The sequence below is a fragment of the Streptomyces sp. NPDC029159 genome (genome assembly GCF_055564055.1).
In genome coordinates, this window is sequence record NZ_JBVHWT010000012.1 from 95,330 (window position 1) to 117,223 (window position 21,894).

Sequence of the window (21,894 nt, forward strand, 5' to 3'; positions counted from 1 at the left end):
GCCGGGGCCGGGCCCCGGCGGGGCGGCGGGCGGCCGTCAGGGACGCCGCCCGCCGTACGGCCTGGTCAGCCGCCGAACCAGCGGACCGGCTCGGGCCGGAGGTTCTCGTAGATGTGCTTGGACTCGCGGTACTCGTCCAGACCGGACGGGCCCAGCTCACGGCCGATGCCGGACTTGCCGAAGCCGCCCCACTCCGCCTGCGGGAGGTAGGGGTGGTAGTCGTTGATCCACACGGTGCCGTGGCGCAGCCGGGCGGCGACGCGGCGGGCGCGGGCGGAGTTGCCGGAGAAGACCGCACCGGCCAGGCCGTACTCGGTGTCGTTGGCGAGCGCGACGGCCTCGTCCTCGGTGGTGAAGGTCTCGACGCTGAGGATCGGCCCGAAGGTCTCCTCGCGGACGACCTTCATCTCCCGGTGGCAGCCGTCGAGGACGGTCGGGGAGTAGAAGTAGCCGCTCGCCGGGCGGATGTCGCTGGGCTCGGGGCGGGAGCCGCCGCTGCGCAGCTGGGCACCCTCGGCGAGCGCGGAGGCGACGTACGCCTCGACCTTGTCGAGCTGCTGCTGGGAGACGAGCGGGCCGCACTCGACGCCGTCCTCGGTGCCGCGGCCGAGCTTGATCTGCTCGGCACGGCGGGACAGCTCGGAGACGAAGCGGTCCTTGACCGACTCCTCGATGATCAGGCGGGCACCGGCCGAGCAGACCTGGCCGCTGTGGATGAACGCAGCGTTCAGCGCCTGGTCGACGGCGGTGTCGAAGCCCTCCTCGGTGGCGCAGGCGTCGGCGAAGACCACGTTGGGGTTCTTGCCGCCCAGCTCCAGGGCGATCTTCTTGGCGCCGGAGACCGCGGCGGCACCCGCCTTGGTGCCGCTGGCCAGACCGCCGGTGAAGGAGAAGAGGTCGACGTCCGGGTGGTCGGCCAGCCGCTGGCCGACCGGCACCCCGGCGCCGGTGACGATGTTGGCGACACCGTTCGGCAGACCGGCCTCGGCCAGCAGCTTCACCAGGTGCACCGTCGACAGCGGGGTGACCTCGCTGGGCTTGATGACGAAGGTGTTGCCCGCGGCGAGCGCCGGGGCGACCTTCCAGCTGGCCTGGAGCAGCGGGTAGTTCCACGGCGTGATCAGCGCGCAGACGCCGACCGGCTCGTGGACGACGACGCTGTGCACATCGGCGGAGCCGGCGTCGACGACGCGGCCGCCGCTCTCGTTCATGACGGTGTCGGCGAAGTAGCGGAAGGCGTTGGTGACGTCGTCGACGTCGACCCGGCCCTCCTCCAGGGTCTTGCCGGTGTCGCGGCTCTCGATGAGCGCGATCTCCTCGCGGTCGCGCTGGAGCAGGTCGGCGACGCGGCGCAGCAGCGCGGCGCGCTCGGCGACCGGGGTGGTGGACCAGCTGCCGTCGTCGAAGGCGCGGCGGGCCGCGGCCACCGCCGCGTCGGTGTCCTCCGCACCGCCCTCGGCCACCAGCTGGATCACCGTGGCGTCGGCGGGATCGAGGACCTCCCGCGTGGCGCCGGATGCGGCGGCGCGCCACACCCCGTCTACGTGAATGGTCTCGCTTGCCGACACGCTGTTCTGCCTTCCGTCACTGATTTCTTCCACTGGTTCACACCAGCAACGGGGACCCCTCCCCGAAACCTCTACAGCTATGCCCAACCATTCGGGGAAAGTGGCCCGAGTCACTCAATGTGCGGCCGAATGTCCTTATACGTACCCTGAATAGCCGTACGTCCCTACGTACACCCTTCTCGGTGCGGAGGTCCACGGATGAGCAGCAGACGCCGAACTGCGACCAGCATCACCGCCCTGACCTGCGGCGCGGCCCTACTCGGCGGGTTCGCGGGGACCGGGACCGCCCGGGCGCGCGACTCCGGCGGCGAAGGAGATCTGGCGGGAAAGTCCGCCGAACAGATCTCGGAGCTGGCCCGCAAGGAACTGCTGGCCGCGACCTCGCTGCGGCTGCGCACCAGCACCAGCGTCGACGCCACCCGCCTCGACATCACGATGAACCGCTCCGGCGACTGCACCGGCGCCATCAGCAAGGGCCACTACGGCAAGGTCGAGCTGATCAAGCACGGCCGGCAGATCTGGCTCAAGCCGGACGACGCGTTCTGGAAGGGCCAGCTCTCCGCGGACGCCGCCGCCTCCGTCATCGCCCGGGTGAAGGGCCGCTACCTGCACGGCACCACCGACGACCCGCTCCCCGCGAGCATCGCCGCCGCCTGCGACCTGGCCGCCTTCCAGAAACAGACCGCCGGCTCCGGCAGCCCCGAATCCCCCACCCCGACCCCGCCGGGCGCCTCCCCCCAGCCGAAGCTCACCCTGAGCAAGGGCAAACCGACCGTCCAGGAGGGCACCCGCGTCCTGCCCATCCTCAAGACCCGCGGCAACGCCCGCCAGACCCTGGACGTGGCCATCGACGGCAAACACGTCCCCCGCCGCCTCACCGCCGAGGTCGACCACCAGACCGCGACGATCCTCCTCAGCAACTACGGCGCCCACGTCTCGGCCAAGACCCCGACAGCCGCCCAGAGCATGAACATCACCGAGGTGGAGGACCAACTGCCGGGCGCGAAACCGCCGTCGCAGGAGACGTGAGGGGCGCGCGCCAACTCCCGCGCCCCGTGAGCAAAGAGGAACGTTTTTCGCACAAACGCACGTAACGCGTGCCCCCGCGTATCGTTGGACCGTGCGGCTGCCCGCGCCGCGCGGCAGCGGGGAGGAGCGGCACGATGACCATCAGCCTCGTACGGACCGACGTAATCGAGACCGACAGGATCGACATGCCCCAGAACGGCGACCTCAGCTTGGACGAACTGTTCGAGCGCCTGGAGAAGATGCCAGTCCCCGAGGGTTACAAGGTCGAGATCGTCGAGGGGAACGCCTTCATGTCGCCGCAGCGGGATGCGCATTGGCAGACCATCCGCAGGATCGTACGGGCGCTGGAGGACCGCTTCGGCATGGACGCCGTCATCCTCTCCGACGTCCGCATCGATTTTCCGGGCAAGGCCAACGGCTTCGCCCCGGACGTCGCGAAGTTCACCGCCGACGCCGAGAAGGACGCCCACGGCCGCTGGCGCCACCAGGACATCGAGTTCATCGCCGAGGTCATCTCGAAGGGCACCGGCATCAACGACTACGGCCCCAAGAAGACCGCCTACGCCCAGGCCGAGGTGCCGGTGTATCTGATCGCCGATCCGTACACCGCCCGCTGCCGGGTCTTCACCCACCCGCAGGACGGCGACTACAAGAGCGACCTCACCCTCGCGTACGGCGAGCCCGTCGATCTGACCGACACGGTCGTCGGCATCACGCTCGCCACCGAGGACTTCCCCCAGGACTGACCGCGCCGGGCCCCGGCCGTCAGGCCCGTCCCCGCCGCACCGTGTAGACGACGAGCCCGGCGACGATCAGCGCGATCAGGGTCAGGCCGACGACCGCCGGGGCCGCGCCGCCGAAGGCCGCGGAGGCCGCGGCGAGCACCATCGGGATGGCCAGTTGGACGACCATCAGCAGCACGAGCAGCCCGACACCGACCCGGGCGATGAAGCCGAGACCGGGGTGGCGCAGCGCCTGGACCTCCTCCTCCAGCCGCTCGATCTCGGCGGCCATCCGCCGGTGACTCTCCTCCAACGCGGCGATACGGGCGTCCGCGTCGCTGCCGCCGCCGGACCGTGCTGTGCTGGGCGCGTTCATACCCTCACCCTATGCGGGCGGAACGAGGGGCGGAACGGCCGCCCTCGTCGCGTACACGAGGGCGGCCAACGGTATTGATCGGCAGGGATGTTGACAGGTGACAGGAGGAGAGCTTCACGCCTCGACCGCCTCAACAACCCGCCGGAATACGGCAGTTCGAGTCCTCAACCGCGCCCCGGGCCGCGTTCCGGGGCGCTGTCGGGTTGCCGGGCCCGTTCCGCGGACGGGGTGTCCGGGTCGAGGTCGGAGGGGCGGGGGCCCTCCGGGCCGTCCGGGCCGATGCGGACCAGCCGTTCGACCCGGACCACCTTGAAGCGGCGGCCCGGACGGCCCTCGACGCGGACGTCGTTGCCGGGGCGCCGGGCCAGCCGGTCGCCGGCCCGCTCGTACGCCTCCCGCTCCGCGCCGGCCAGTTTGAGGGTGACGGGGGCGAGGACGCGCAGCCACATCGTGAGCGCGTCGCGGGCGTCCTGCGGGGTGTCGCAGGAGGCGGTGTGCGCCTGCCACTCACCGCCGGTGCGCTCGGCGACCATGAACGCCGCCGGGAGCAGTACCCCGCCGGGATGGCTGACGGCCGCCCGCCGCTCGTCCCGCTCCACGTCCGGCGGCGCCGAGCCCTCCGCCCGGACGAACTGGAGCAGATCGAGTTTGAGGACGCCGTCCGACATGCCCGTACCGACCGCCGGATCGATGACGAAGCCCTTCGTGCGGCCCGGTCGGCAGGCGTCGCCGCACATCGCCGGGTCCGGGTCCGAGGGGCGCGGCGGCTCGGGCCCGTCGGGGCCCATCCGGATGAACTCCTCGCAGCGGACCACGCGGTACCGCTCCCCCAGGAGGGTCAGTTCGTCGGGCCGCTCCCGCTCCAGACGGGCGGCGGCCGCCAGATACGCGGGCGCGTGCGCCGTGCGGGCGGAGCGGCGGGCCCGCCGCCGGAACTCCGCGGCCAGCGCGTCCCGGGCGGTCTGCGGGCCGCTGCCACCGACGCACCGCACCTCCCAGCCGCCCTGCTCCCGCTCGCGCGCGGCGCAGAAGACCGGGCCGCCGGTGCCCAGGATCTCCGGATAGCGCTCCCGTGCCCGCCACGCCTCCTCCTCGGACAGCTCCGCCACCGGGCCGTCCTGCGCGGTGACCCTGATGGTGCGGTACGCGGGGACTTCCTCACCGTCTTCCGTCATTCCCGCAGTGTGGGCAGCGGCCCGCCCGTAGCGCGTCGGGTCGGCGGACAAACCACCTGTGGGGGTGGTGCCGGTGCCCGGCCGGAATGCGTCCGCCGTCCGTGCGCCCGTCGCCGCCCCGGCGCGTACCGCGTCGGCGTGGTGCCGCCCGGCGACGGCGGACCGGGGACCACAATCCGGGCATGGCTGACACGGAGACGAAGGCAGTGCTGAGCGGCGGACCCGCCGACTTCCCGGAGCGGATCGTGCCGATCGAGCCACCGGGACCGGAGATCAAGATCGCCTGGCGCAACGGCTACGAACACTTCCGCGCCACCGGCCGGCACGAGGACACGGAGGAGGGGCGGCTGCCGATCTACGAGTGGTGGGAGCGGACCGAACTCCCGGGGTGAGCGGCGGGCCGGACACCGGCGGCGGACCACCGGGCCGGGGCCGGGCGGTCCGCCCCGCCCGGCCCGCCGTCAGGACGTACACCCCGCCCTCACGCGTGCGGCGCGAACGCGCCCAGTGCGGCGCGGAGCGTGGTCTCCTGCTGCGGCCAGTCGGTGGCGGGGGCGCGGACCAGGACCGCGAACTGCCGTCCGTCGTCGGTGCTGAACGCGCAGTCCACCACCTGCACCCGCTCGCCCAGCTGCGCGCTGTCGTACGCGTAGACCAGCTTGGCGGCGTCCGCGGAGGGCGCGCCCTCGCCGAAGTCACCGCGCTCGATCTCGGTGTAGCCGGGGTTGCCCGACAGGTTCTTCGCGGCGGTCGCGAGGGAGTGGCGGGGCGTCTCGTCCGGCTCCCGGATCTCGAAGACCTGCACCAGACCGCGCTCGTCCGGCGAGGTGTAGAAATCGCCGTCCTTACGCGAGTCGTGCTGCCAGTCCTGCGGCACGGCGAGGGTGAAGTTCTTCTCGGTGTTGTGGACGAGGTGGAAGCCCTCGGGCAGGCCGGTGCCGGTCGGCGTCGGCTCCATGGGTTCCGTGGGCAGCTCCGGGTACGACGTCCGGGTGCTCGCCGCCGTGGTGGGCGCGGCGGGCTTCGCGGCGGGCGCGCCGGCGCGGCCCCACAGCAGCCAGCCGCCGCCGAAGCCGAGCCCGATGACGGCGACCGCGGCGCCCGCCGCCAGCGCGGCGGTCCGGCGCGAGGAGCGGCGCCCGGCGACAGTCGGCCGCTCGTCCCACGCCACGCTCCCCGGGAGCGCGTCCAGCGCGGCCTGACCCGCGTACGGAGCGGGGTCCGGCGCGGCGGGCTCGGCCGCCTCCGGGGGGACCGCGGGCGCGGCGGCCGGGGCCGCGGGCGTCCCGGCGTCCGGTGTGCCGCCGCCCGCCGGTGCGGACGGCGGCGCGGGCGGGGCCGTCGGCGGGGTCCGGGCCGGGCGGGGCGGCGGCGGTCCGGTGTACGGCGCGGGCGGCGGCGCGCCGTCGTCCCACTGCTGCGTCTCGCTGTTCCAACGGGCGGCGCCACCGCCGTGTGCGGTCATCCGCCCACCAGCGCGGTGACGGCCTGGGTGACGGCCGCACCCGAGGCCAGCAGCCCGATGACGGCACCGGCGTCGTTGAGCGCGGTCCGCAGCCGGCTCAGGCGCCCGTGGCCCACCGCGCCCTGCTCCGTGATCTCCGTCGCGGTGCCCTCCAACTCCCCGTCCAGCGTGGCGATCTGCGGGGTGGAGACCGCGCGGGAGAGGTCCTGGCGCAGTTCCCGGACGGCGCGCAGCAGTTCCTCGTGCGCCGGGTCGGGGGCCGGGCCCGTGCCGCTGTTCTGGATGACGGTGTTGTGATCGCCGACGGAGAAGACCCCGTTCACCGTGCCGATCTGGATGTCCCTGCCCTGGTCGTCAGCGGTTGCCACGTGTGGCCCCTTCCGTGGGCGCGCCACCGCGCCGGTCGTTGTGGGTGACGGTGTTGTGGTCGCCGATGCCCACCGCTCCCTGGGCGGACTCGATGTAGACGCCGCCCTCGGCGACGTTGACCACGCGCTGTTCGAACTCCTCGGTGACGTACCCGGCCTCCCGCAGCGCGGTGGTCACCCCGGCGGTGACCCGCTGCTGGACGGTCTTGAGGTACCGGGCGGCGTCCATGCCCTGGAAGAGCGACGCGTCGCCGTACGAGCCCAGCTCCCGGACCGCGAGGCCGGGGCCCTCGGGCAGCGCCGCCGCATGGCCGCCGGTGGCCAGCCGCCACACGGAGCGCAGCCCCCGCGCGAGGGTGGCGACCGCACTCCCTCCGGCGCGCGGGGTGTCGACCAGCGCCCGGAGCCCCTGGACGACCGGGTGGAGGTGCGCCTCCTGGTGGGCGAAGCGGTCGGCGTCCTGGAACTGCTGCCGCACCGGCCACAGCACATGCGGCGCGACCTCCAGCATCAGCATGCCGCCCTGGGTGTGGACCCGTACGAAGACCGTGGTCACCACGCCTTCGTGCCAGCCGCCGATCCGGATGCGCAGGAAGTGCCGGCGGGTCTCGCCGCCCTCCTCGACCGCCTCGGCGCGGTGCCGGGCCAGCTCCGCGGGGGCGTACGGGGCCGCGGCGCGCGCCGGGATGCCGTCCGCCGGGAGGAAGACGCACTCGTCGGTCTCCAGCTCCCGCAGCCGGTCCCGGACCGCGGCCCTGGCCTGCGGTGTGCGGTGCACCGAGGGCACCCGGAGCGCCTCGACCAGCGGGACGATGCGCTCCAGGAACGCGGCGTTGTCGAGCGGCCGGATCTCGGCGTCCTTACGGGGCCGCAGCTCCACCGAGAGCGACCAGGTGCCGTACGCCTCCCCGGCGCCGCGGAACGGGTCGCCGGGCCGGTACATCACCAACTGGCCGTGCTGTTCGGTGCGGATCCGCTCGCGCAGCCGCTGGAAGCGTTCGCCGGTCTGCGCCTCGGCCGGGTCGCGGTGCAGGTCGGGGAAGCGGGTGCGGGACAGCTCCTCCCGGAGGACGCGGGCGGTCCCGCGGCGCTGGAAGGCGACGAGGGCGGCGACCGCCAGCGGCAGCGCCAGCGCGACCCACATGTGGAAGAGGTTCGGGCCGGACGAGGAACCGCCGTCGAAGGCACCGGAGTCGGTCCAGCCGCTCGCGTCGGCGCCCTCGGCCCCGAAGCTGGAGTAGCTGCTGCCGGACGACCACGGGAGGAGCCACTCCAGCAGGGACCCGGTCTCGCCGAACGCCCCGGCCACCAGGAACACCGCGATCACGGCCCCGAAGATCCGTCCGTACCAGCGGAGCAGGAAGGCGAGGCCGCCCGCCAGCCAGTACGGCAGCGGCAGCCGCCGGACGAACCGGGCGAGGCCCAGCAGCAGGACGGGCCAGGCGTAGAGCATGGTCAGCCCGGACGAGAGCGGGATGGAGACGATCCACAGGCCCAGGAGGGCGGCTGCCCAGCCCAGTTCCGTGCGGCGGGCGCGGAGTGCGTGGGCGAGGACGCGGGCCGCGTCGATACCCAGGGACGGTGCCGCGAACCGCTCCTCGTGGACGTACAGCTCCTCGATGACGGCGTCGCGGTAGGTGCCGTCGAGGTAGGTGCCGGCGCACAGCAGGCGGGTGGCCTCGCTGGCGGCGGGCGGGACGGAGGCGGGCGGTGGCGCCCCCGGAGGCGGCGGCGCGGCCGGCCCCTTGTCGAAGAATGTCCGGTCGCCGCTGTCGCCCGGCTGGGCAGGCACGTTCGTCTGACTCACCGCTCTTCCCCCCAAGCGCGGTCCGGAACCGGGACCGGGCCCTGAACGGTCCCGCCGCCGCGCGGTCTACGGAGCGGCAGCATAGGGGAGACGGCCACTTTCCGGCCAGCGTGTTCACCGCGCGCGGACGGCGCAACGGCCGGGCCCGCGCGATCCGTTGGGACCGCGCGGGCCCGTGGCCGTGCGCCGGGTGCGTTCGCCGGGGCGGTCGGCCACCGGCGGCGCGGATCAGAGCAGGCCGAGACCGCGGACCGCGTCGCGCTCCTCCGACAGCTCCTTGACGGAGGCGTCGATGCGCGCACGGGAGAACTCGTTGATCTCCAGGCCCTGGACGATCTCGTACTTGCCGTCCTTGGTGGTGACGGGGAAGGACGAGATGAGGCCCTCGGGGACGCCGTAGGAGCCGTCCGAGGGGATGCCCATGGAGGTCCAGTCGCCGGCGGCGGTGCCGTTGACCCAGGTGTGGACGTGGTCGATGGCGGCGTTGGCGGCGGAGGCGGCGGAGGACGCGCCACGGGCGTCGATGATCGCCGCACCGCGCTTGGCGACGGTCGGGATGAACTCGTCGGCCAGCCACGCCTGGTCGTTCACGGCCTCGGCGGCGTTCTTGCCGGCCACCTCGGCGTGGAAGATGTCGGGGTACTGGGTGGCGGAGTGGTTGCCCCAGATCGTGAGCTTGCGGATCTCGGAGACGGGGGTGCCGGTCTTCTTCGAGAGCTGCGAGAGCGCACGGTTGTGGTCGAGGCGGGTCATCGCGGTGAAGCGCTCACGCGGCACGTCCGGCGCGGCGGCCTGGGCGATGAGGGCGTTGGTGTTGGCCGGGTTGCCGACGACGAGGACCTTGATGTCGTCCGCGGCGTGGTCGTTGATGGCCTTGCCCTGCGGCTTGAAGATGCCGCCGTTGGCCTCCAGCAGGTCGCCGCGCTCCATGCCCTTGGTACGGGGGCGGGCGCCGACGAGGAGGGCGACGTTGGCGCCGTCGAAGGCGACGTTCGGGTCGTCCGAGATGTCGATGCCCTGGAGCAGCGGGAAGGCACAGTCGTCCAGCTCCATGGCGGTGCCCTCGGCGGCCTTCAGACCCTGGGGGATCTCCAGGAGGCGCAGCTTGACCGGCACGTCCGCGCCGAGCAGGTGACCGGAGGCGATGCGGAAGAGGAGGGCGTAACCGATCTGGCCGGCGGCGCCGGTGACGGTGACATTGACGGGAGTGCGGGTCATGGCGATCTCCTGCGCGATGTGTTCCGGGGGCAAGCCCCGGTCCACCTTGGGTGGCGGTGGGTGTCTGCCCGTTTTCGGGTCTCATCGACGACTCTCGACGAGTCTCTTGGTATCGAGAGACCTGTCCGCCAGGCTATCGGACCCCGCCCCGGCCCTGACGACGGGCCGGTGTGGCGCGGCTCACCGGGGTCACCGGACCGGGCCAGGTGGCGCTCCTCATGGGGGGCAAGGAGACTCCGGGGCTTCCCTGGGGCGTCCTTTGCCGGTGGCGATGAAGGCCGTCGGGCCGGACCGTCCCGTACGGGCTGCCCGTAGGGAGCGGCGCGGGGCGCGTGGTGCCGGGTGTGCCGCGCCCCGGCCGTACGACGCGGCGGCCGCCCGCTGGTGGAGGGGTGCGGGCAGCCGCCGGGTCGGACACACCCGTGGGGGGTTGCTGTCCGCCTGCCCTGGATGGGCGGTGACATGCCCCGCGGTACGCGCCACCGGGGGCCCGTCGGCGATTACCGGCCAGTTCACCGGGCGCCCGCTCCGCCCCCGCTCGCGGCCGTGCACCGCCGGTACCTGGGGAACCGTCACGGAGCCGCAGGTTCCTGGTGTGTTGCCAGGGGTGCGTGGGTCGGCTGGGATACGGCGGCCGTTGGTTCGACTGTCCTGAGGGTGAGCCGTACGGGGCAGAGAGCCCGCGGTCGATCCATGGTGACGGCCCCGGGATACGCCCTACGGGGTACGCCCCGGGAGCGGCGAGTGCCCGTACGGGGTTCCCCGAGCGAGACGTACGGGCGCGCCGGTGCACCCCGGGGGACGAGCCCCGAACCCCCTACGCCCCGGGCCCCGGCGACCCCACCGGCACCGGTGTGGCGAGGGGCTGTGCGCACCCTTGGGCGCCCCGGGCGGTGGTGCCGCAGGCGGTGGCCGTGCCGGGGGTGCCCGGGACCGCGACCATCGGGGTGGTGGCGCCGCCGCCGCGGCCCGTGGTGGCGCGGGCGCTGTGGCCGTGGGCGCTGACGCTGACCTGGCTGCCGGGCTCGGCGCCCACCATCCAGGCCCAGGCGGCCCGGCAGTCCGCGCTGTAGCGGACCTCGATCAGGATGTCGCCCGCCGTGCCCCGGGCGGTGGTGACCGCCTTCGCCGCACAGCCGGCCGTCTCCGGGTCGCGCCCCATGCAGCCGTCGGCCGCGCACCGTACGCCCGGCGGCGGGACGGGGCGGTCGCTCCGCTCCGCCGACCGGGCGGACGCGGGCGTCCGGGGCGCCGCGTCGCTGCTGCCGGGCCGGGCCAGCAGCACCGCGGCGGCCACCAGCAGCAGGGCGCCACCCGCGCCCGCCGCCAGCACGGCCCGGCGACGGCGGCCGGTCCGCGCGCCGCCACCGGGCGCGCCGGGCGGGCCGTCGCCGCGCTCCGCCCGGCGCCGCCAGGCCGCGGCGGCGCCGTCCCCCATGGCGGTCAGGTGCGCGGCGGGTACCCCGGCGGCCCGGGCGAGCGCGGCGACCGCGTCGCGCGGCGGCGGCTGCCGTCCGTCGAGGTAGCGCACCCAGTGCGCGCGGGGCGTGCCGGTCCGCTCCGCGACGTCGGAGACGCTCAGCCCGCCGCGGTCCACCACCCCGCGCAACTGCCGGACGAACTCCCTGATCTCCGGTTCCAGTTCCTCCGGAAGCGCCCGCCAGCGCGGCATGCCGTCCCCTCTCCCCCGTACGCTGCGTCGCGCCGTACGGTCGCCGTCCGTCCCCGGGCCGCCCACCGGCCCCGGCCCACCATCAGATCCCCCGCCCCATCGAACCAGGCGCCCCCGCTCCCCACGCACGCCCCCGGCGCTCACGCCCTCCACGTACGGCACTCCCCTACGGGTTCCCTTCCGGTCGGGGGCGTCCCTCAACCCCGCTGCGGGGCACGCCACTTCGTACCCTTACGGGTTCCGGCCCCGGATTGTCGGCGGGCCCGGCCCCGCCGAGGGACCGGCGCCGCACCGGACGCGGCACCGGTCCCTCTCCGTACGCACCGCCGGGCGACGCGCCGCAGGCGCCTCCGCCGGTACGCCGTCCTCGGGCACCGCCCCGCTCCCGCGCTCCCGTCGGCCACGGTCCGGTGCGGGTGCGGGCCCCGGCTCATCGGCGCAACGCCCCCCAGGTGTCCGGCCCGACGACGCCGTCCGGGGCCAGCCCGGACGCCCGCTGGAAGGCGCGGGCCGCCCGCTTGGTCCGCGGGCCGTAGACGCCGTCGGCGGCGCCCGGTTCGTAGCCGCGGTGGCGCAGCAGGCACTGTGCCTCGACGACCTCCCAGCCGGTGCTGCCGACGTCCAGCAGCCGGACCTCGGTACGGCTGTGCCCGGCGTGCAGGAAACCGCCGCTGCGGCTCATCGCGCAGCCGCGCTCCTGGCCGCGGCGGACGGTGAACACGCCCTGCATCGCATCGGCCGGCTCCGGGCCCAGCCAGGGGCGGCCTGCCAGCAACCCGGCGACGAAGGTCGCCAGCACCACGCCGCCCAGCACCCCGACCACTTTGGGCCGGACGCCGTCGCCGCCGTCCTCACCGCCGTCGACCGGCTTCGGCGCCCCGGGGCGGGGCAGTTGGGCGGGCACCCTGGGGCGGTCCGGCGCCCGGTAGCGGACGGCCGGCTGCGCGCGCCGCTCCTCCCACGCCTCGGCGGCCGCCCGCCACAGCACCAACGGCCCGGCGGGATCGACCCCGCACACCCGCGCCAGCGCCTCGACGGCGTCGCGCGGCGGCAGTTGCTCGGCCTTGAGGTAACTCTCCCAGCACGCACGGCTGTACGGGGTGCGCGCGGCGAGCGCGGTGAGGCTCAGCCCGCTGCGGTCCTTGAGCGTCCGCATCCGTACCGCGAGTCGTCGCGCCCGATGGTCCGGAGGGACGGGCAGTTCCTGCCAACGCGCCATGTTCACCCCACAGGCATGCGGTGTCTCCCGGCAAGGAGGCGCCTCCATCTGCCTACAAATACCAAGATTTCCGTTCCGGGTGAGCGGCGGAAACAGGGGCGGTGAGGGCCTTCCCGGCGCGTTCGGGGCCCCACACGCCCGCGCTCCGCGCTCCCTCCCGGGAAAGCACACCGGGAAAGCATTCAGGAAGCCTTCCTGAGCAATACGGCCGACGGGCCCGCGCTTTCCCCGGGCGTCGGACGGGAACGGGCAGGAAGCCTTCCTGAACACTCCGGCCCCCCGCACCTCCACACCCAGACACAAAAAGCGGGGCGCCCTCCCCAAGGGAAGAGCACCCCGCCACAATCACCAGCCGGCTCCGAGCCGATCGGCTGACCGACCGACCGGCTAACCGACCGACCGGCCAACGCCGCCTACCGCACCGTCAAATGCACCAGATCATCGAGGAACGGCAGATGGAGCCACGGCTTGGGCTGCACCATCAGGGCCAGGATCACGATCACGAAGCCCAGGACGCCGTAGGTCAGCATGTCCGTGAAGCGTGAGCGGACCGCCAGCATGCCGACCTCGGGCAGCGCCCAGCGCAGTGCGGCACCGCCCAGCAGGGCCAGGCCGATCACGATCGCGCCCAGCCGGAACACGTCCACCGCGACCAGCAGCAGCCCGAGGCCGACACCGCCCATGACCGAGAGCAGCGGCCACTGCCGGGCCGGTGCCGGTGAGCCGCCCGGTGCCGCCCGGCCGCCGCCCTGCGGGCGTGCGGTGTCCCTCGTCAGCTGCGGGAAGCGGCGCGTCAGGCGCCGGGGCCCGGACGCGCCGTCCGAGTGTGCTGCATCGCCCATGGCCGCCTGTCCCTCCGTGTTCATCGTCGTGCCGTGTTCGTCGTCGTGGGTCCGTCGTTCTCGGTCGTGGAGGTCAGCCGGCCGCGCGCTCGGCCGCCTCGACGACGTTGACCAGCAGCTGGGCGCGGGTCATCGGGCCGACGCCGCCCGGGTTCGGGGCGACCCAGCCGGCGACCTCGGCGACGCCGGGGTGCACATCGCCGACGATCTTGCCGTTCTCGTCCCGGCTGACGCCGACGTCGAGGACGGCCGCGCCCGGCTTGACGTCCTCGGGCTTGACCAGGTGCGGCACCCCGGCGGCGGCGACGATGATGTCCGCCTGCTTGAGGTGCGCGGAGAGGTCACGGGTGCCGGTGTGGCACTGCGTGACCGTGGCGTTCTCCGACTTGCGGGTGAGCACCAGCGGCATCGGGCGCCCGATGGTGATGCCGCGGCCGACCACGACGACGTGCGCGCCGTTGATCTGCACACCGTGGCGGCGCAGCAGTTCGACGATGCCGTACGGGGTACAGGGCAGTGGGCCGGTCTCGCCGAGGACGAGCTTGCCCAGGCTCATCGGGTGCAGGCCGTCGGCGTCCTTGGCCGGGTCCATCAGCCCGAGGATGCGATGGGTGTCGATGCCCTTGGGGAGCGGCAGTTGGACGATGTAGCCGGTGCACTCGGGGTTGTCGTTGAGCTCCTGGACGACCGCCTCGATCTCCTCCTGCGTGGCCGTCTCCGGCAGTTCGCGCTGGAGGGAGGCGATGCCGACCTGCGCGCAGTCGCGGTGCTTGCCGTTGACGTACCAGCGGCTGCCGGGGTCGTCGCCGACCAGGACGGTGCCGAGACCGGGCTGCACGCCCTTGGCCTTCAGCGCTTCCACCCGCGCGGACAGTTCGGACTTGATCGCGGCGGCGGTGGCCTTGCCATCGAGAATCTGGGCGCTCATACCCCCATCCTCCCGGATGGAGGCGGTCGCGTTCCAATCAGGGCCCGCCGCTCCCGGTCGCCGCAGGTCGATGCCCGAAAAACGGAATTTGATCATTGCACTTGCACAACACCTTCCCGCCGCGACTGGACAACGTTCATCGACAGCTAGAAGGATTGTCGGCCAGTGCCGCAGGCATCATCGGGGGCAAGCCAAGTGAAACAACCTGTATTCCTCCGAAGTCGCGCCGCGTCGTCCCCCACTGACCCAACGGAGGAAAACACCATATGAGCTTCGGCGACCCGAACAACCCGTACGGCCAGCAGCCGCAGCAGCCGCCGCAGGCCCCTTACGGCCAGCAGCCGCCGGTCCCGCCGCAGGGCGGCCAGCCCGGTTACGGCTACCCGCAGCAGCCCGCCGCTCCCCAGCAGCAGCCCTACGGGTACCCGCAGCAGGCGCCGCAGCAGGCTTACGGCTACCCCCAGCAGGGCGGCTACCCCGGCCAGCCCGGTATGCCCGGCATGCCGACGGGGTACGCGAGCTGGGGCGCCCGCGTCGGCGCGTACCTGATCGACGGTCTGATCATCGGCGTCGTGCCGATGATCCTCTACATCATCGCGATCATCGTCGGCGCCTCGTCGGCCAGCTCGGTCCAGACGGACATCAACAACTGTGCGCCGGGCGACACCCAGTGCGCCAACGACGCCCTCAACTCCGCCTCCAGCGGTATGCCGATCTTCGCGATCCTGCTGATCATCCTGGCGATCGTGGCCGGGGCCGCCGGTGGCATCTTCCTGATCGCCAAGGAAGGCAGCACCGGTCAGACGCCCGGCAAGAAGGCACTGAACATCAAGCTCGTCAGCGAGGCCACCGGCCAGCCGCTGGGCTTCGGCATGGCCTTCCTCCGGAAGATCTGCCACGCCGTCGACAGCGCGCTGTGCAGCCTGGGCTACCTGTGGCCGCTGTGGGACGAGAAGTCCCAGACCTTCGCCGACAAGATCGTCAGCTCGGTCGTCGTCAAGACCCAGTGAGCCGGTGCGGGGCCGCTCCCCCGCGTCGCCCCGAAGGCCCTCGCCGCCCCGCGGCCGGGGGCCTTCGCGGCGCCATGGGACCCGGCCCCCGCGCCCCGGACCATCCGGCCCTCCCGCTTGAAGGACAGCGCCCGTGAGTTACCCGAACCAGAACCCGTACAGCCAGCCGCCCGCCCCTCAGCCGGGCTACGGCTTCCCCCCGCAGCCGCCCGCCCCCTACGGGCCCTATCCGGGCGGCGGGATGCCGCCGGGCGGGGTGCCGGGTCCGCCCCTCACCAGGATGCCCGGCGGACTGAAGGCCGTCCGGGTACTGCTGTTCGTGCTCGCCGGGATGAACCTCATCGGTCTGTGCCTGGCGGTGACCGGACTCGGCGCGGCCAGCAAGGCGGCGAAGAACGCGATCACCGGCGACAGCCACGCCATGGCCACCTTGGGCAAGGGCGTACTGATCGCCTTGATCGTGGTCATCGCGATCTTCACGGTGCTGGCCGTCGTGCTGGCGCTGCAGTTCGCGAGCGGCGGCAACGGCGTCCGGGTCGGTGTCACCGTCTTCGGCGCGGCGACGCTGATCATCAGCTTCTGCGTCTTCCCGTTCGGCCTGATCCACACCGTGCTGGGCATCATGGTCATCGCCTTCAGCTCGAAGACGGAAGCCAAGGCGTGGTTCAACCGCCCGCGCTACTGACGCCGCTCCGCTCCCCGCAGGCCCCCTCCCACCGGTACGGGAGGGGGCCTGCGGGCTTTCCGGAGACCTGCCGGGCTTCGAGGTCCGGACGCACGCGGGCCGCGCACCCCACGGGGGATGCGCGGCCCGTACGGGTTCGGCTCAGTGGAAGAAGTGCCGCGTCCCCGTGAAGTACATCGTCACGCCCGCCTTCTCGGCGGCCTCGACGACCTGTTCGTCGCGGATCGAACCGCCGGGCTGCGCCACGGCCTTGACGCCCGCCTCGGCCAGCACCTCGAAGCCGTCGGGGAAGGGGAAGAAGGCGTCGGAGGAGGCGTACGCGCCCCGGGCCCGCTCCTCGCCCGCGCGCTGGACGGCGAGCTTGGCGGAGTCGACGCGGTTGACCTGGCCCATGCCGACGCCGACGGTGGCGCCGTCCTTGGCGAGCAGGATCGCGTTGGACTTCACCGCCCGCCCGGCGCGCCAGGCGAAGGCCAGCTCGGCCAGTTCGGCCTCGGAGAGCGGCTCGCCGGCGGCCAGCGTCCAGTTCTCCGGCTCGTCGCCGTCGGCCTGGAGGCGGTCGGCGACCTGGAGGAGCGCACCGCCGTCGATCGGCTTGACCTCGACGGACGCCCCCGGGGCGCCGAGCACCCGCAGCACCCGGATGTTCTTCTTGCGGGTGAGCGCCTCCAGCGCGCCGTCCTCGTAGTCGGGCGCCACGATGACCTCGGTGAAGATCTCCGCGACCTGCTCGGCCATCGCCTTGCTGACCGGGCGGTTGACGGCGATGACGCCGCCGAACGCGGAGAGCGGGTCGCACTCGTGGGCCTTGCGGTGCGCCTCGGCGACGTCCTCGCCGATCGCGATGCCGCAGGGGTTGGCGTGCTTGATGATCGCCACGCACGGCTCGTCGTGGTCGTACGCGGCACGGCGCGCGGCGTCCGTGTCGGTGAAGTTGTTGTACGACATCTCCTTGCCGTGCAGCTGCTCGGCGTCGGCGAGGCCGCCCGGCACGGCCGGGTCGAGGTAGAGCGCGGCGCCCTGGTGCGGGTTCTCGCCGTAGCGCAGGACGTTCTTGCGCTCCAGGGCGGAGCCGAGGAAGTCGGGGAAGCCGGAGTCGTCGGCGGCGGCGTAGTCGGCGGCGAACCAGGAGGCGACGGCCACGTCGTAGGCGGCGGTGTGCTGGAACGCCTCGGCGGCGAGCCGCTTGCGGGCGGTGAGGTCGAAGCCGCCCTGGGAGACGGCTTCGAGGACCTCGCCGTAGCGGTCGGGGTTGACGACGACGGCGACCGACGGGTGGTTCTTGGCGGCGGCGCGGACCATCGAGGGGCCGCCGATGTCGATCTGCTCGACGCACTCGTCGGGGGTGGCGCCGGAGGCGACGGTCTCCCGGAACGGGTAGAGGTTGACGATCACCAGGTCGAACGGCTCGACGCCGAGGTCGGCCAGCTGCTTGCGGTGCTCGGTCAGCCGCAGGTCGGCGAGGATGCCCGCGTGCACCTTGGGGTGCAGCGTCTTGACCCGGCCGTCCAGGCACTCGGGGAAGCCGGTCAGCTCCTCGACCTTGGTGACGGGCACACCGGCGGCGGCGATCTTCCCGGCGGTCGAGCCGGTCGACACCAGCTGGACACCGGCCGCGTGCAGCCCCTGCGCCAGCTCCTCCAGGCCGGACTTGTCGTAGACGCTGACCAGAGCCCGGCGGATCGGTCGCTTGCTGTCTTCGGCGGTGGCGGTCAAGAGATACGTACCTTTCGTCCCTCAATGCGGTAGCCGTGACGGGCCAGACGCCCCACGACCTCGACGAGCAGAGTGCGCTCGACTTCCTTGATGCGCTCGTGCAGCGCGGCTTCGTCGTCCTCGCCTCGGACCTCCACCACGCCCTGCGCGATGATCGGCCCGGTGTCGACGCCCTCGTCGACGAAATGGACGGTGCACCCGGTGACCTTCGCGCCGTACGCGAGTGCGTCGCGGACGCCGTGGGCCCCGGGAAAACTGGGCAGCAGGGCGGGGTGGGTGTTGACCACCCGGCCGCCGAAGCGGGCCAGGAACTCCGGGCCGAGGATCTTCATGAACCCGGCGGAGACGACGAGGTCCGGCGCGTACGCGGCGGTGGCGGCGGTGAGCGCGGCGTCCCACTCGGCGCGGGAGGCGTGGTCGCGGACCTTGCAGACGAAGGTCGGCAGCCCGGCGCGCTCGGCGCGCTCCAGACCGGCGATGGCCTCACGGTCGGCGCCGACGGCCACGATCTGCGCGCCGTACGCGGCGGGCCCGGCCTCCTCGATGGCGTCCAGCAGCGCCTGGAGATTGGTGCCGGAGCCGGAGACGAGAACGACGAGCCGGGCCGGGGACGCCTCGGCGTCCGGGCGGCGCGGGGGGAGAAGGGGATCCACGATGGGGGTCTTTCTCGCGTGGTGCTGCTGCGGTGCGGTGGGCGTGCGGTGCTGCGGGCCGGTGCCCGCACCGCCACCCGACGGCCTTGTCCGGCGTTTGTGCGGTCGTACGAAGCCATGGGTCGCGTAAATACGGGGAACCCTACGAAGGCGCCGACCGTCAGCAACGATACCGGCACACCGTGCGGCCCCCACGGGACGGGGGCGGGCACGGGAGGTAGCGTCAGGCGCAGGAACACATGCAGTTCGTGGTGCTCGTCCCCCCGGCCCCGGGCCGGAAGGGCGGCCGAGACAAAGGGAAGACTCACTCCAGATGCCGGACCGACGCCGCCGCGCGGCCCCCCTCCTCCCGCTGGCCGCGACGTCCCCCGGGACGGCCCTGCTGCCGGGAGAGGGCGTCCCCTCCTCCGCCGCCGTTGCTCCCTCCGCCCCCTTCTCCCGGCGGCTCCCGGCCTCCTTCGGCCCCGGCCTCGCGCTGCGGTCGGAAGAGCCCGGGGAGTCCGGCTCCGGTACGGGGACGGGGTCCGGCTCGGGGTCCGACGACGGCTCCGGGACGGGATCGGGCCCGGAATCCGGTACGGGATCGGGCCAGGAATCCGGCTCGGGCTCCGAATCCGGCTCCGGCTCCGGTCAGGAGGAGCGCAACCCCTTCGCGCCGCCGCCCGAGGGCGCTCCGGACCAGGAGTGGCGGCCGCGCAGGCGGGCCGGGCAGGACGGCTCCCAGGGCTCGCACCCCGAGGGCGGTCAGGGTGAGGACACGCCGCCGACCTGGGGCAGCCAGTGGAGCAGCCGGCAGCCGGGGCGACAGAGCGGCGGCTTCGGCAACCGCCCCGGGCGCCCCACCGGCCAGGGCGGCCCCGAAGGACGCCCCGGCGGGCTGCGCTGGGACCCGACCGACCCGGCGCAGCGGCGCGCCCGGTACGCGCTGCTCGCCGGTATGTGGGCGTTCTTCTTCGCCCTCTTCAGCCTCCCGGAGGTGGCGCTGCTGCTCGGTGCGCTCGCCCTCTACTGGGGGATCAGCTCGCTGCGCGCCAAGCCGGGCACCGCGAAGCCGTCCGCCGCGGCGACGACGGCGGCCATGGAGGGCCGCCCGGCACCGTCCGCCGCCGGAACCGGCCCGGCCGCACCTGCCTCCGGTCGACGGCCGCAGACCACGGCGGCGGTCAGCGGTGTGGTCGCGGCGTCCTTGGCCCTGCTGATGGTGGCGGCGACGTTCTTCGTGAAGGTCGCCTACCGCGACTACTTCACCTGCGTCGACGACGCCCTGACCCGCGCCTCCGCCAAGTCCTGCGAAAAGCTGCTCCCCGAGCAGTTCCGCCCGCTGCTGGGCTCCCAGGAGGAGTGACCGCCCGGCGGTGACCGCCCGCCCCCGGTGGCCCGGGAGCGCTTCGAGCCCCCTGATGTGCTGCCGTTCCGCGGCCGCGTCAGGGGGCTCGCCGGTTCTCCGCGGCCGGGGCGGCCGGGCCCCCGACTGCGGCGCCCGCCGGCGGACCGCTCTCCCCCACGCGCTCCGACGGCTCACCGTCCGGGCGGTCCCGCAGCTCCGCCCACCGCGCCGACCGGCTCTCCGCCTCGTGCCAGGGGTCGAACTGGTTGAGGAGGATGTCGAGCCCGTAGGACTCCTCGGCGGGAACCCGGTCACGGCCCTGCCGCCCGGCACCCGCGTGCGCGGCCTTGGCCCCCTTGCGGTCGGCCTTCGCTGCCTTGCGCTCCGCCCGCGCCGCCTTACGGTCCGGCTTCGCGGCCTTCCGCTCCGCCCGCGCCATCCTGCGGTCGACCTTCCCCACCTCGGGCTCCGGCGTTACAGCCACGCGCTCCGACGTTACGGCCACGGGCTCCGGGGGCACGCCCACGCGCTCCGGCGTCACGGCCGCAGGCTCCGGCTCGGCGGCCTTCCGTTCCGCGCGCCGGGCCTTGCGTGACGGGTGCCGCTCCGCCCCGTCCCGCAGCCGGCCCCGCTTCCGCCGGGCGTACAGGCGGCAGGCGCGGAGCAGGAGGGCGACGGGGAGGCCGGTCAGGGCGGTCCAGGCGGTGGCGGCGAGGCCGGTGAGCCACCAGGACGGGCCGAAGATCGCCAGGCTCCCGGCGCCCAGGGCGCCGCCCGCCAGTGCGGCCACCGCCGCCGTGAGGGCGCCGCAGGCCCCGGCCGCGAGGGTGGCCATTCCCAGGGTGGTCCGGCGCCGCCAGGGTCGCCCGGCGTCCGGCCGCACCGCGGCGTGGGCCACGTACCGGCCGAGCAGCACCCCCGCGAGGACCGGACCGGCGGCGACGGACCAGGTCAGCGGGGTGCCGGGGCCGGGTGCGGGGGCGGCGGCGAGGAGCGGGAAGTGCGGGAGGACGGCCGGTGCCGTGGTGCCCAGCGGGGCCGCGAGGGCGCCCGCGCCCGTGGTGAAGCCGGGTCCCAGGGCGTAGGCGGCGCCCCAGACGGCCGCGTTGGGGAGGAGGGCGAGGCAGAGCAGCAGCACGGTGCCGCGGCCGACCCAGTCCGGGGCGAGGACGAGGAGGTCACGCCGGGCCGCCCCGGCGTGCAGGACCAGACCGGCGAGGGTGAGCACCGCCCCGGAGCCGAGCAGCGCGAGGGTGGCGGCGGTCGCCGCCCGGCGCACGGCCGTACCCCGCGCGCCGCCCAGTCGGGCGCGCACGCCCGGCGGCAGCACCTCGTCCCACCCGGGGCGGCCCTGCCCGTACCAGGCGCCGAGGGCGAGCGTGCCGGCGACGAAGGCGGGGATCCACAGCGCGGCGCCGAGCGGGTCGACGCGGAGCGGGCCCGCCGAGGCGTAGCCGACGGCACCGGCGGTGACCAGCAGATATCCGGCGAACAGCGCCGCCAGCCGGACCGCGGGCGACGCCTCGCGGGAGGCGGCCGGGGCGGAGTCGAAGCGGCCGTCGGCCCGGGCGGTGAGGAGGTGCTGGGCGGACCGGTGGAGCAGCCAGACGGGCAGTGCGCCGAAGAGCAGCGGGGTGAGCGCCACCGGGGCCGGTGCGCCGGTGAGCGCGACGGTGCGGACCAGGTCGGCACCGTGCGCCAGGAGCCACAGATCGGCGGCGAGGTGCAGGGCCTCCGCCGGGTCGCCGCCGGGGTAGGGCGAGGCGACCCAGACCAGGAGCACCGCGACGGTGACCGCGCCGAGGCCGAGCCCGGCGGCCGTCATGCCGCCGAAGAGGGCCACGGCGATCGCGGAAGGGCCACGCGCGGAAGGGCCGTGCGCGGCGGGACGGCCGCGCGGGAACGTTCCGGGGCCACGGTCGGTCAGCTGGCTCACGGCGCCATGCTGCCAATAACACCCGATTCATCCGCGTAGTGACCAAATGACCGACGTGTCGCACATGATCCGGTTATCTGGTTTTTCACACTGTCTTATGTCCGGCTCTCCAGTGCCCGGACGCTCACGATCCCTCGACCCCTTGACCGCCCCCGAGGCCACTTCGCCCGGTGGTCCC

General features: G+C 74.0%; 20 protein-coding genes. 6 read left to right on the plus strand and 14 right to left on the minus strand.

All coding sequences use genetic code 11. The features are described 5' to 3' along the window. Positions 1 to 65 precede the first annotated feature (65 nt). Positions 66 to 1,568: an aldehyde dehydrogenase family protein gene (locus ACZ4U4_RS22715; protein WP_467877218.1), complete on the minus strand. Its 1,503-nt coding sequence runs from the start codon at positions 1,566 to 1,568 to the stop codon at positions 66 to 68. A gap of 198 nt (positions 1,569 to 1,766) precedes the next feature. Here ACZ4U4_RS22715 and ACZ4U4_RS22720 point away from each other — a divergent pair, with 198 nt between their 5' ends. Next, a complete protein-coding gene (locus ACZ4U4_RS22720; protein ID WP_467877220.1) occupies positions 1,767 to 2,597 on the plus strand; it encodes a hypothetical protein in 831 nt (276 codons plus the stop codon). Positions 2,598 to 2,731: 134 nt separating this feature from the next. Further along, positions 2,732 to 3,343: a Uma2 family endonuclease gene (locus tag ACZ4U4_RS22725; RefSeq protein WP_467877223.1), complete on the plus strand. Its 612-nt coding sequence runs from the start codon at positions 2,732 to 2,734 to the stop codon at positions 3,341 to 3,343. Positions 3,344 to 3,362: 19 nt separating this feature from the next. Here the strand turns inward: ACZ4U4_RS22725 and ACZ4U4_RS22730 are convergent, their stop codons facing one another. Together ACZ4U4_RS22730 and ACZ4U4_RS22735 are read right to left on the minus strand one after the other, a co-directional pair. Beyond that, positions 3,363 to 3,695 (minus strand): hypothetical protein, encoded by a 333-nt coding sequence (locus ACZ4U4_RS22730; protein ID WP_467877226.1) that lies wholly within the window; start codon positions 3,693 to 3,695, stop codon positions 3,363 to 3,365. Positions 3,696 to 3,859: 164 nt separating this feature from the next. After that, the gene (locus tag ACZ4U4_RS22735; protein WP_467877228.1) at positions 3,860 to 4,870 is read right to left on the minus strand and encodes a DUF5954 family protein; all 1,011 of its coding nucleotides are present in this window, start codon (positions 4,868 to 4,870) and stop codon (positions 3,860 to 3,862) included. A gap of 182 nt (positions 4,871 to 5,052) precedes the next feature. Between ACZ4U4_RS22735 and ACZ4U4_RS22740 the strand changes: the two genes are divergently transcribed. Next, entirely contained in the window at positions 5,053 to 5,262 is a 210-nt protein-coding gene (locus ACZ4U4_RS22740) for a DUF5988 family protein (RefSeq protein ID WP_467877230.1), read from the plus strand. An 89-nt stretch (positions 5,263 to 5,351) separates the two neighbouring features. Here ACZ4U4_RS22740 and ACZ4U4_RS22745 read toward each other — a convergent pair whose 3' ends face one another. The 8 genes from ACZ4U4_RS22745 to ACZ4U4_RS22780 form a co-directional block, all read right to left on the minus strand. Continuing rightward, entirely contained in the window at positions 5,352 to 6,335 is a 984-nt protein-coding gene (locus ACZ4U4_RS22745) for a hypothetical protein (protein WP_467877232.1), read from the minus strand. Then, complete coding sequence (locus ACZ4U4_RS22750) at positions 6,332 to 6,703, minus strand: hypothetical protein (protein ID WP_467877234.1); 372 nt, start codon at positions 6,701 to 6,703, stop codon at positions 6,332 to 6,334. The genes ACZ4U4_RS22745 and ACZ4U4_RS22750 overlap by 4 nt, the downstream gene beginning before the upstream one ends. Next, entirely contained in the window at positions 6,690 to 8,510 is a 1,821-nt protein-coding gene (locus ACZ4U4_RS22755) for a hypothetical protein (RefSeq protein WP_467877237.1), read from the minus strand. The genes ACZ4U4_RS22750 and ACZ4U4_RS22755 overlap by 14 nt, the downstream gene beginning before the upstream one ends. A gap of 228 nt (positions 8,511 to 8,738) precedes the next feature. Then, on the minus strand, positions 8,739 to 9,728 hold the full coding sequence (locus tag ACZ4U4_RS22760; protein WP_467877240.1) for a malate dehydrogenase: 990 nt from the start codon (positions 9,726 to 9,728) through the stop codon (positions 8,739 to 8,741). An 817-nt stretch (positions 9,729 to 10,545) separates the two neighbouring features. After that, positions 10,546 to 11,400, minus strand: coding sequence for a helix-turn-helix domain-containing protein (locus ACZ4U4_RS22765; protein ID WP_467877243.1), 855 nt, complete (start codon positions 11,398 to 11,400; stop codon positions 10,546 to 10,548). 430 nt (positions 11,401 to 11,830) lie between these two features. Then, positions 11,831 to 12,619 carry a peptidoglycan-binding protein gene (locus tag ACZ4U4_RS22770; protein ID WP_467877246.1) on the minus strand — a complete coding sequence of 263 codons (789 nt, stop codon included), beginning with the start codon at positions 12,617 to 12,619 and terminating at the stop codon, positions 11,831 to 11,833. A gap of 413 nt (positions 12,620 to 13,032) precedes the next feature. Beyond that, positions 13,033 to 13,461, minus strand: a complete 429-nt coding sequence (locus ACZ4U4_RS22775) for a DUF3017 domain-containing protein (RefSeq protein WP_467877249.1) — start codon at positions 13,459 to 13,461, stop codon at positions 13,033 to 13,035. A 73-nt stretch (positions 13,462 to 13,534) separates the two neighbouring features. Continuing rightward, on the minus strand, positions 13,535 to 14,389 hold the full coding sequence (locus tag ACZ4U4_RS22780) for a bifunctional methylenetetrahydrofolate dehydrogenase/methenyltetrahydrofolate cyclohydrolase (RefSeq protein ID WP_467877252.1): 855 nt from the start codon (positions 14,387 to 14,389) through the stop codon (positions 13,535 to 13,537). A 266-nt stretch (positions 14,390 to 14,655) separates the two neighbouring features. Here ACZ4U4_RS22780 and ACZ4U4_RS22785 point away from each other — a divergent pair, with 266 nt between their 5' ends. Together ACZ4U4_RS22785 and ACZ4U4_RS22790 are read left to right on the plus strand one after the other, a co-directional pair. Next, the gene (locus tag ACZ4U4_RS22785; RefSeq protein WP_467877255.1) at positions 14,656 to 15,399 is read left to right on the plus strand and encodes an RDD family protein; all 744 of its coding nucleotides are present in this window, start codon (positions 14,656 to 14,658) and stop codon (positions 15,397 to 15,399) included. 133 nt (positions 15,400 to 15,532) lie between these two features. Continuing rightward, positions 15,533 to 16,084, plus strand: coding sequence for a hypothetical protein (locus tag ACZ4U4_RS22790; protein WP_467877258.1), 552 nt, complete (start codon positions 15,533 to 15,535; stop codon positions 16,082 to 16,084). A 141-nt stretch (positions 16,085 to 16,225) separates the two neighbouring features. Here ACZ4U4_RS22790 and purH read toward each other — a convergent pair whose 3' ends face one another. Together purH and purN are read right to left on the minus strand one after the other, a co-directional pair. After that, complete coding sequence (purH, locus tag ACZ4U4_RS22795; protein WP_467877261.1) at positions 16,226 to 17,800, minus strand: bifunctional phosphoribosylaminoimidazolecarboxamide formyltransferase/IMP cyclohydrolase; 1,575 nt, start codon at positions 17,798 to 17,800, stop codon at positions 16,226 to 16,228. Next, positions 17,797 to 18,453, minus strand: coding sequence for a phosphoribosylglycinamide formyltransferase (purN, locus tag ACZ4U4_RS22800; RefSeq protein WP_467877264.1), 657 nt, complete (start codon positions 18,451 to 18,453; stop codon positions 17,797 to 17,799). Before purN ends, purH begins: the two co-directional genes overlap by 4 nt. Positions 18,454 to 18,766: 313 nt before the next feature. On the opposite strand from purN, the gene ACZ4U4_RS22805 reads away from it, so the two are divergent. Further along, positions 18,767 to 19,798 carry a hypothetical protein gene (locus tag ACZ4U4_RS22805; RefSeq protein ID WP_467877267.1) on the plus strand — a complete coding sequence of 344 codons (1,032 nt, stop codon included), beginning with the start codon at positions 18,767 to 18,769 and terminating at the stop codon, positions 19,796 to 19,798. A 79-nt stretch (positions 19,799 to 19,877) separates the two neighbouring features. Here ACZ4U4_RS22805 and ACZ4U4_RS22810 read toward each other — a convergent pair whose 3' ends face one another. Next, on the minus strand, positions 19,878 to 21,716 hold the full coding sequence (locus ACZ4U4_RS22810; protein WP_467877270.1) for a cell division protein PerM: 1,839 nt from the start codon (positions 21,714 to 21,716) through the stop codon (positions 19,878 to 19,880). Positions 21,717 to 21,894 lie beyond the last annotated feature (178 nt).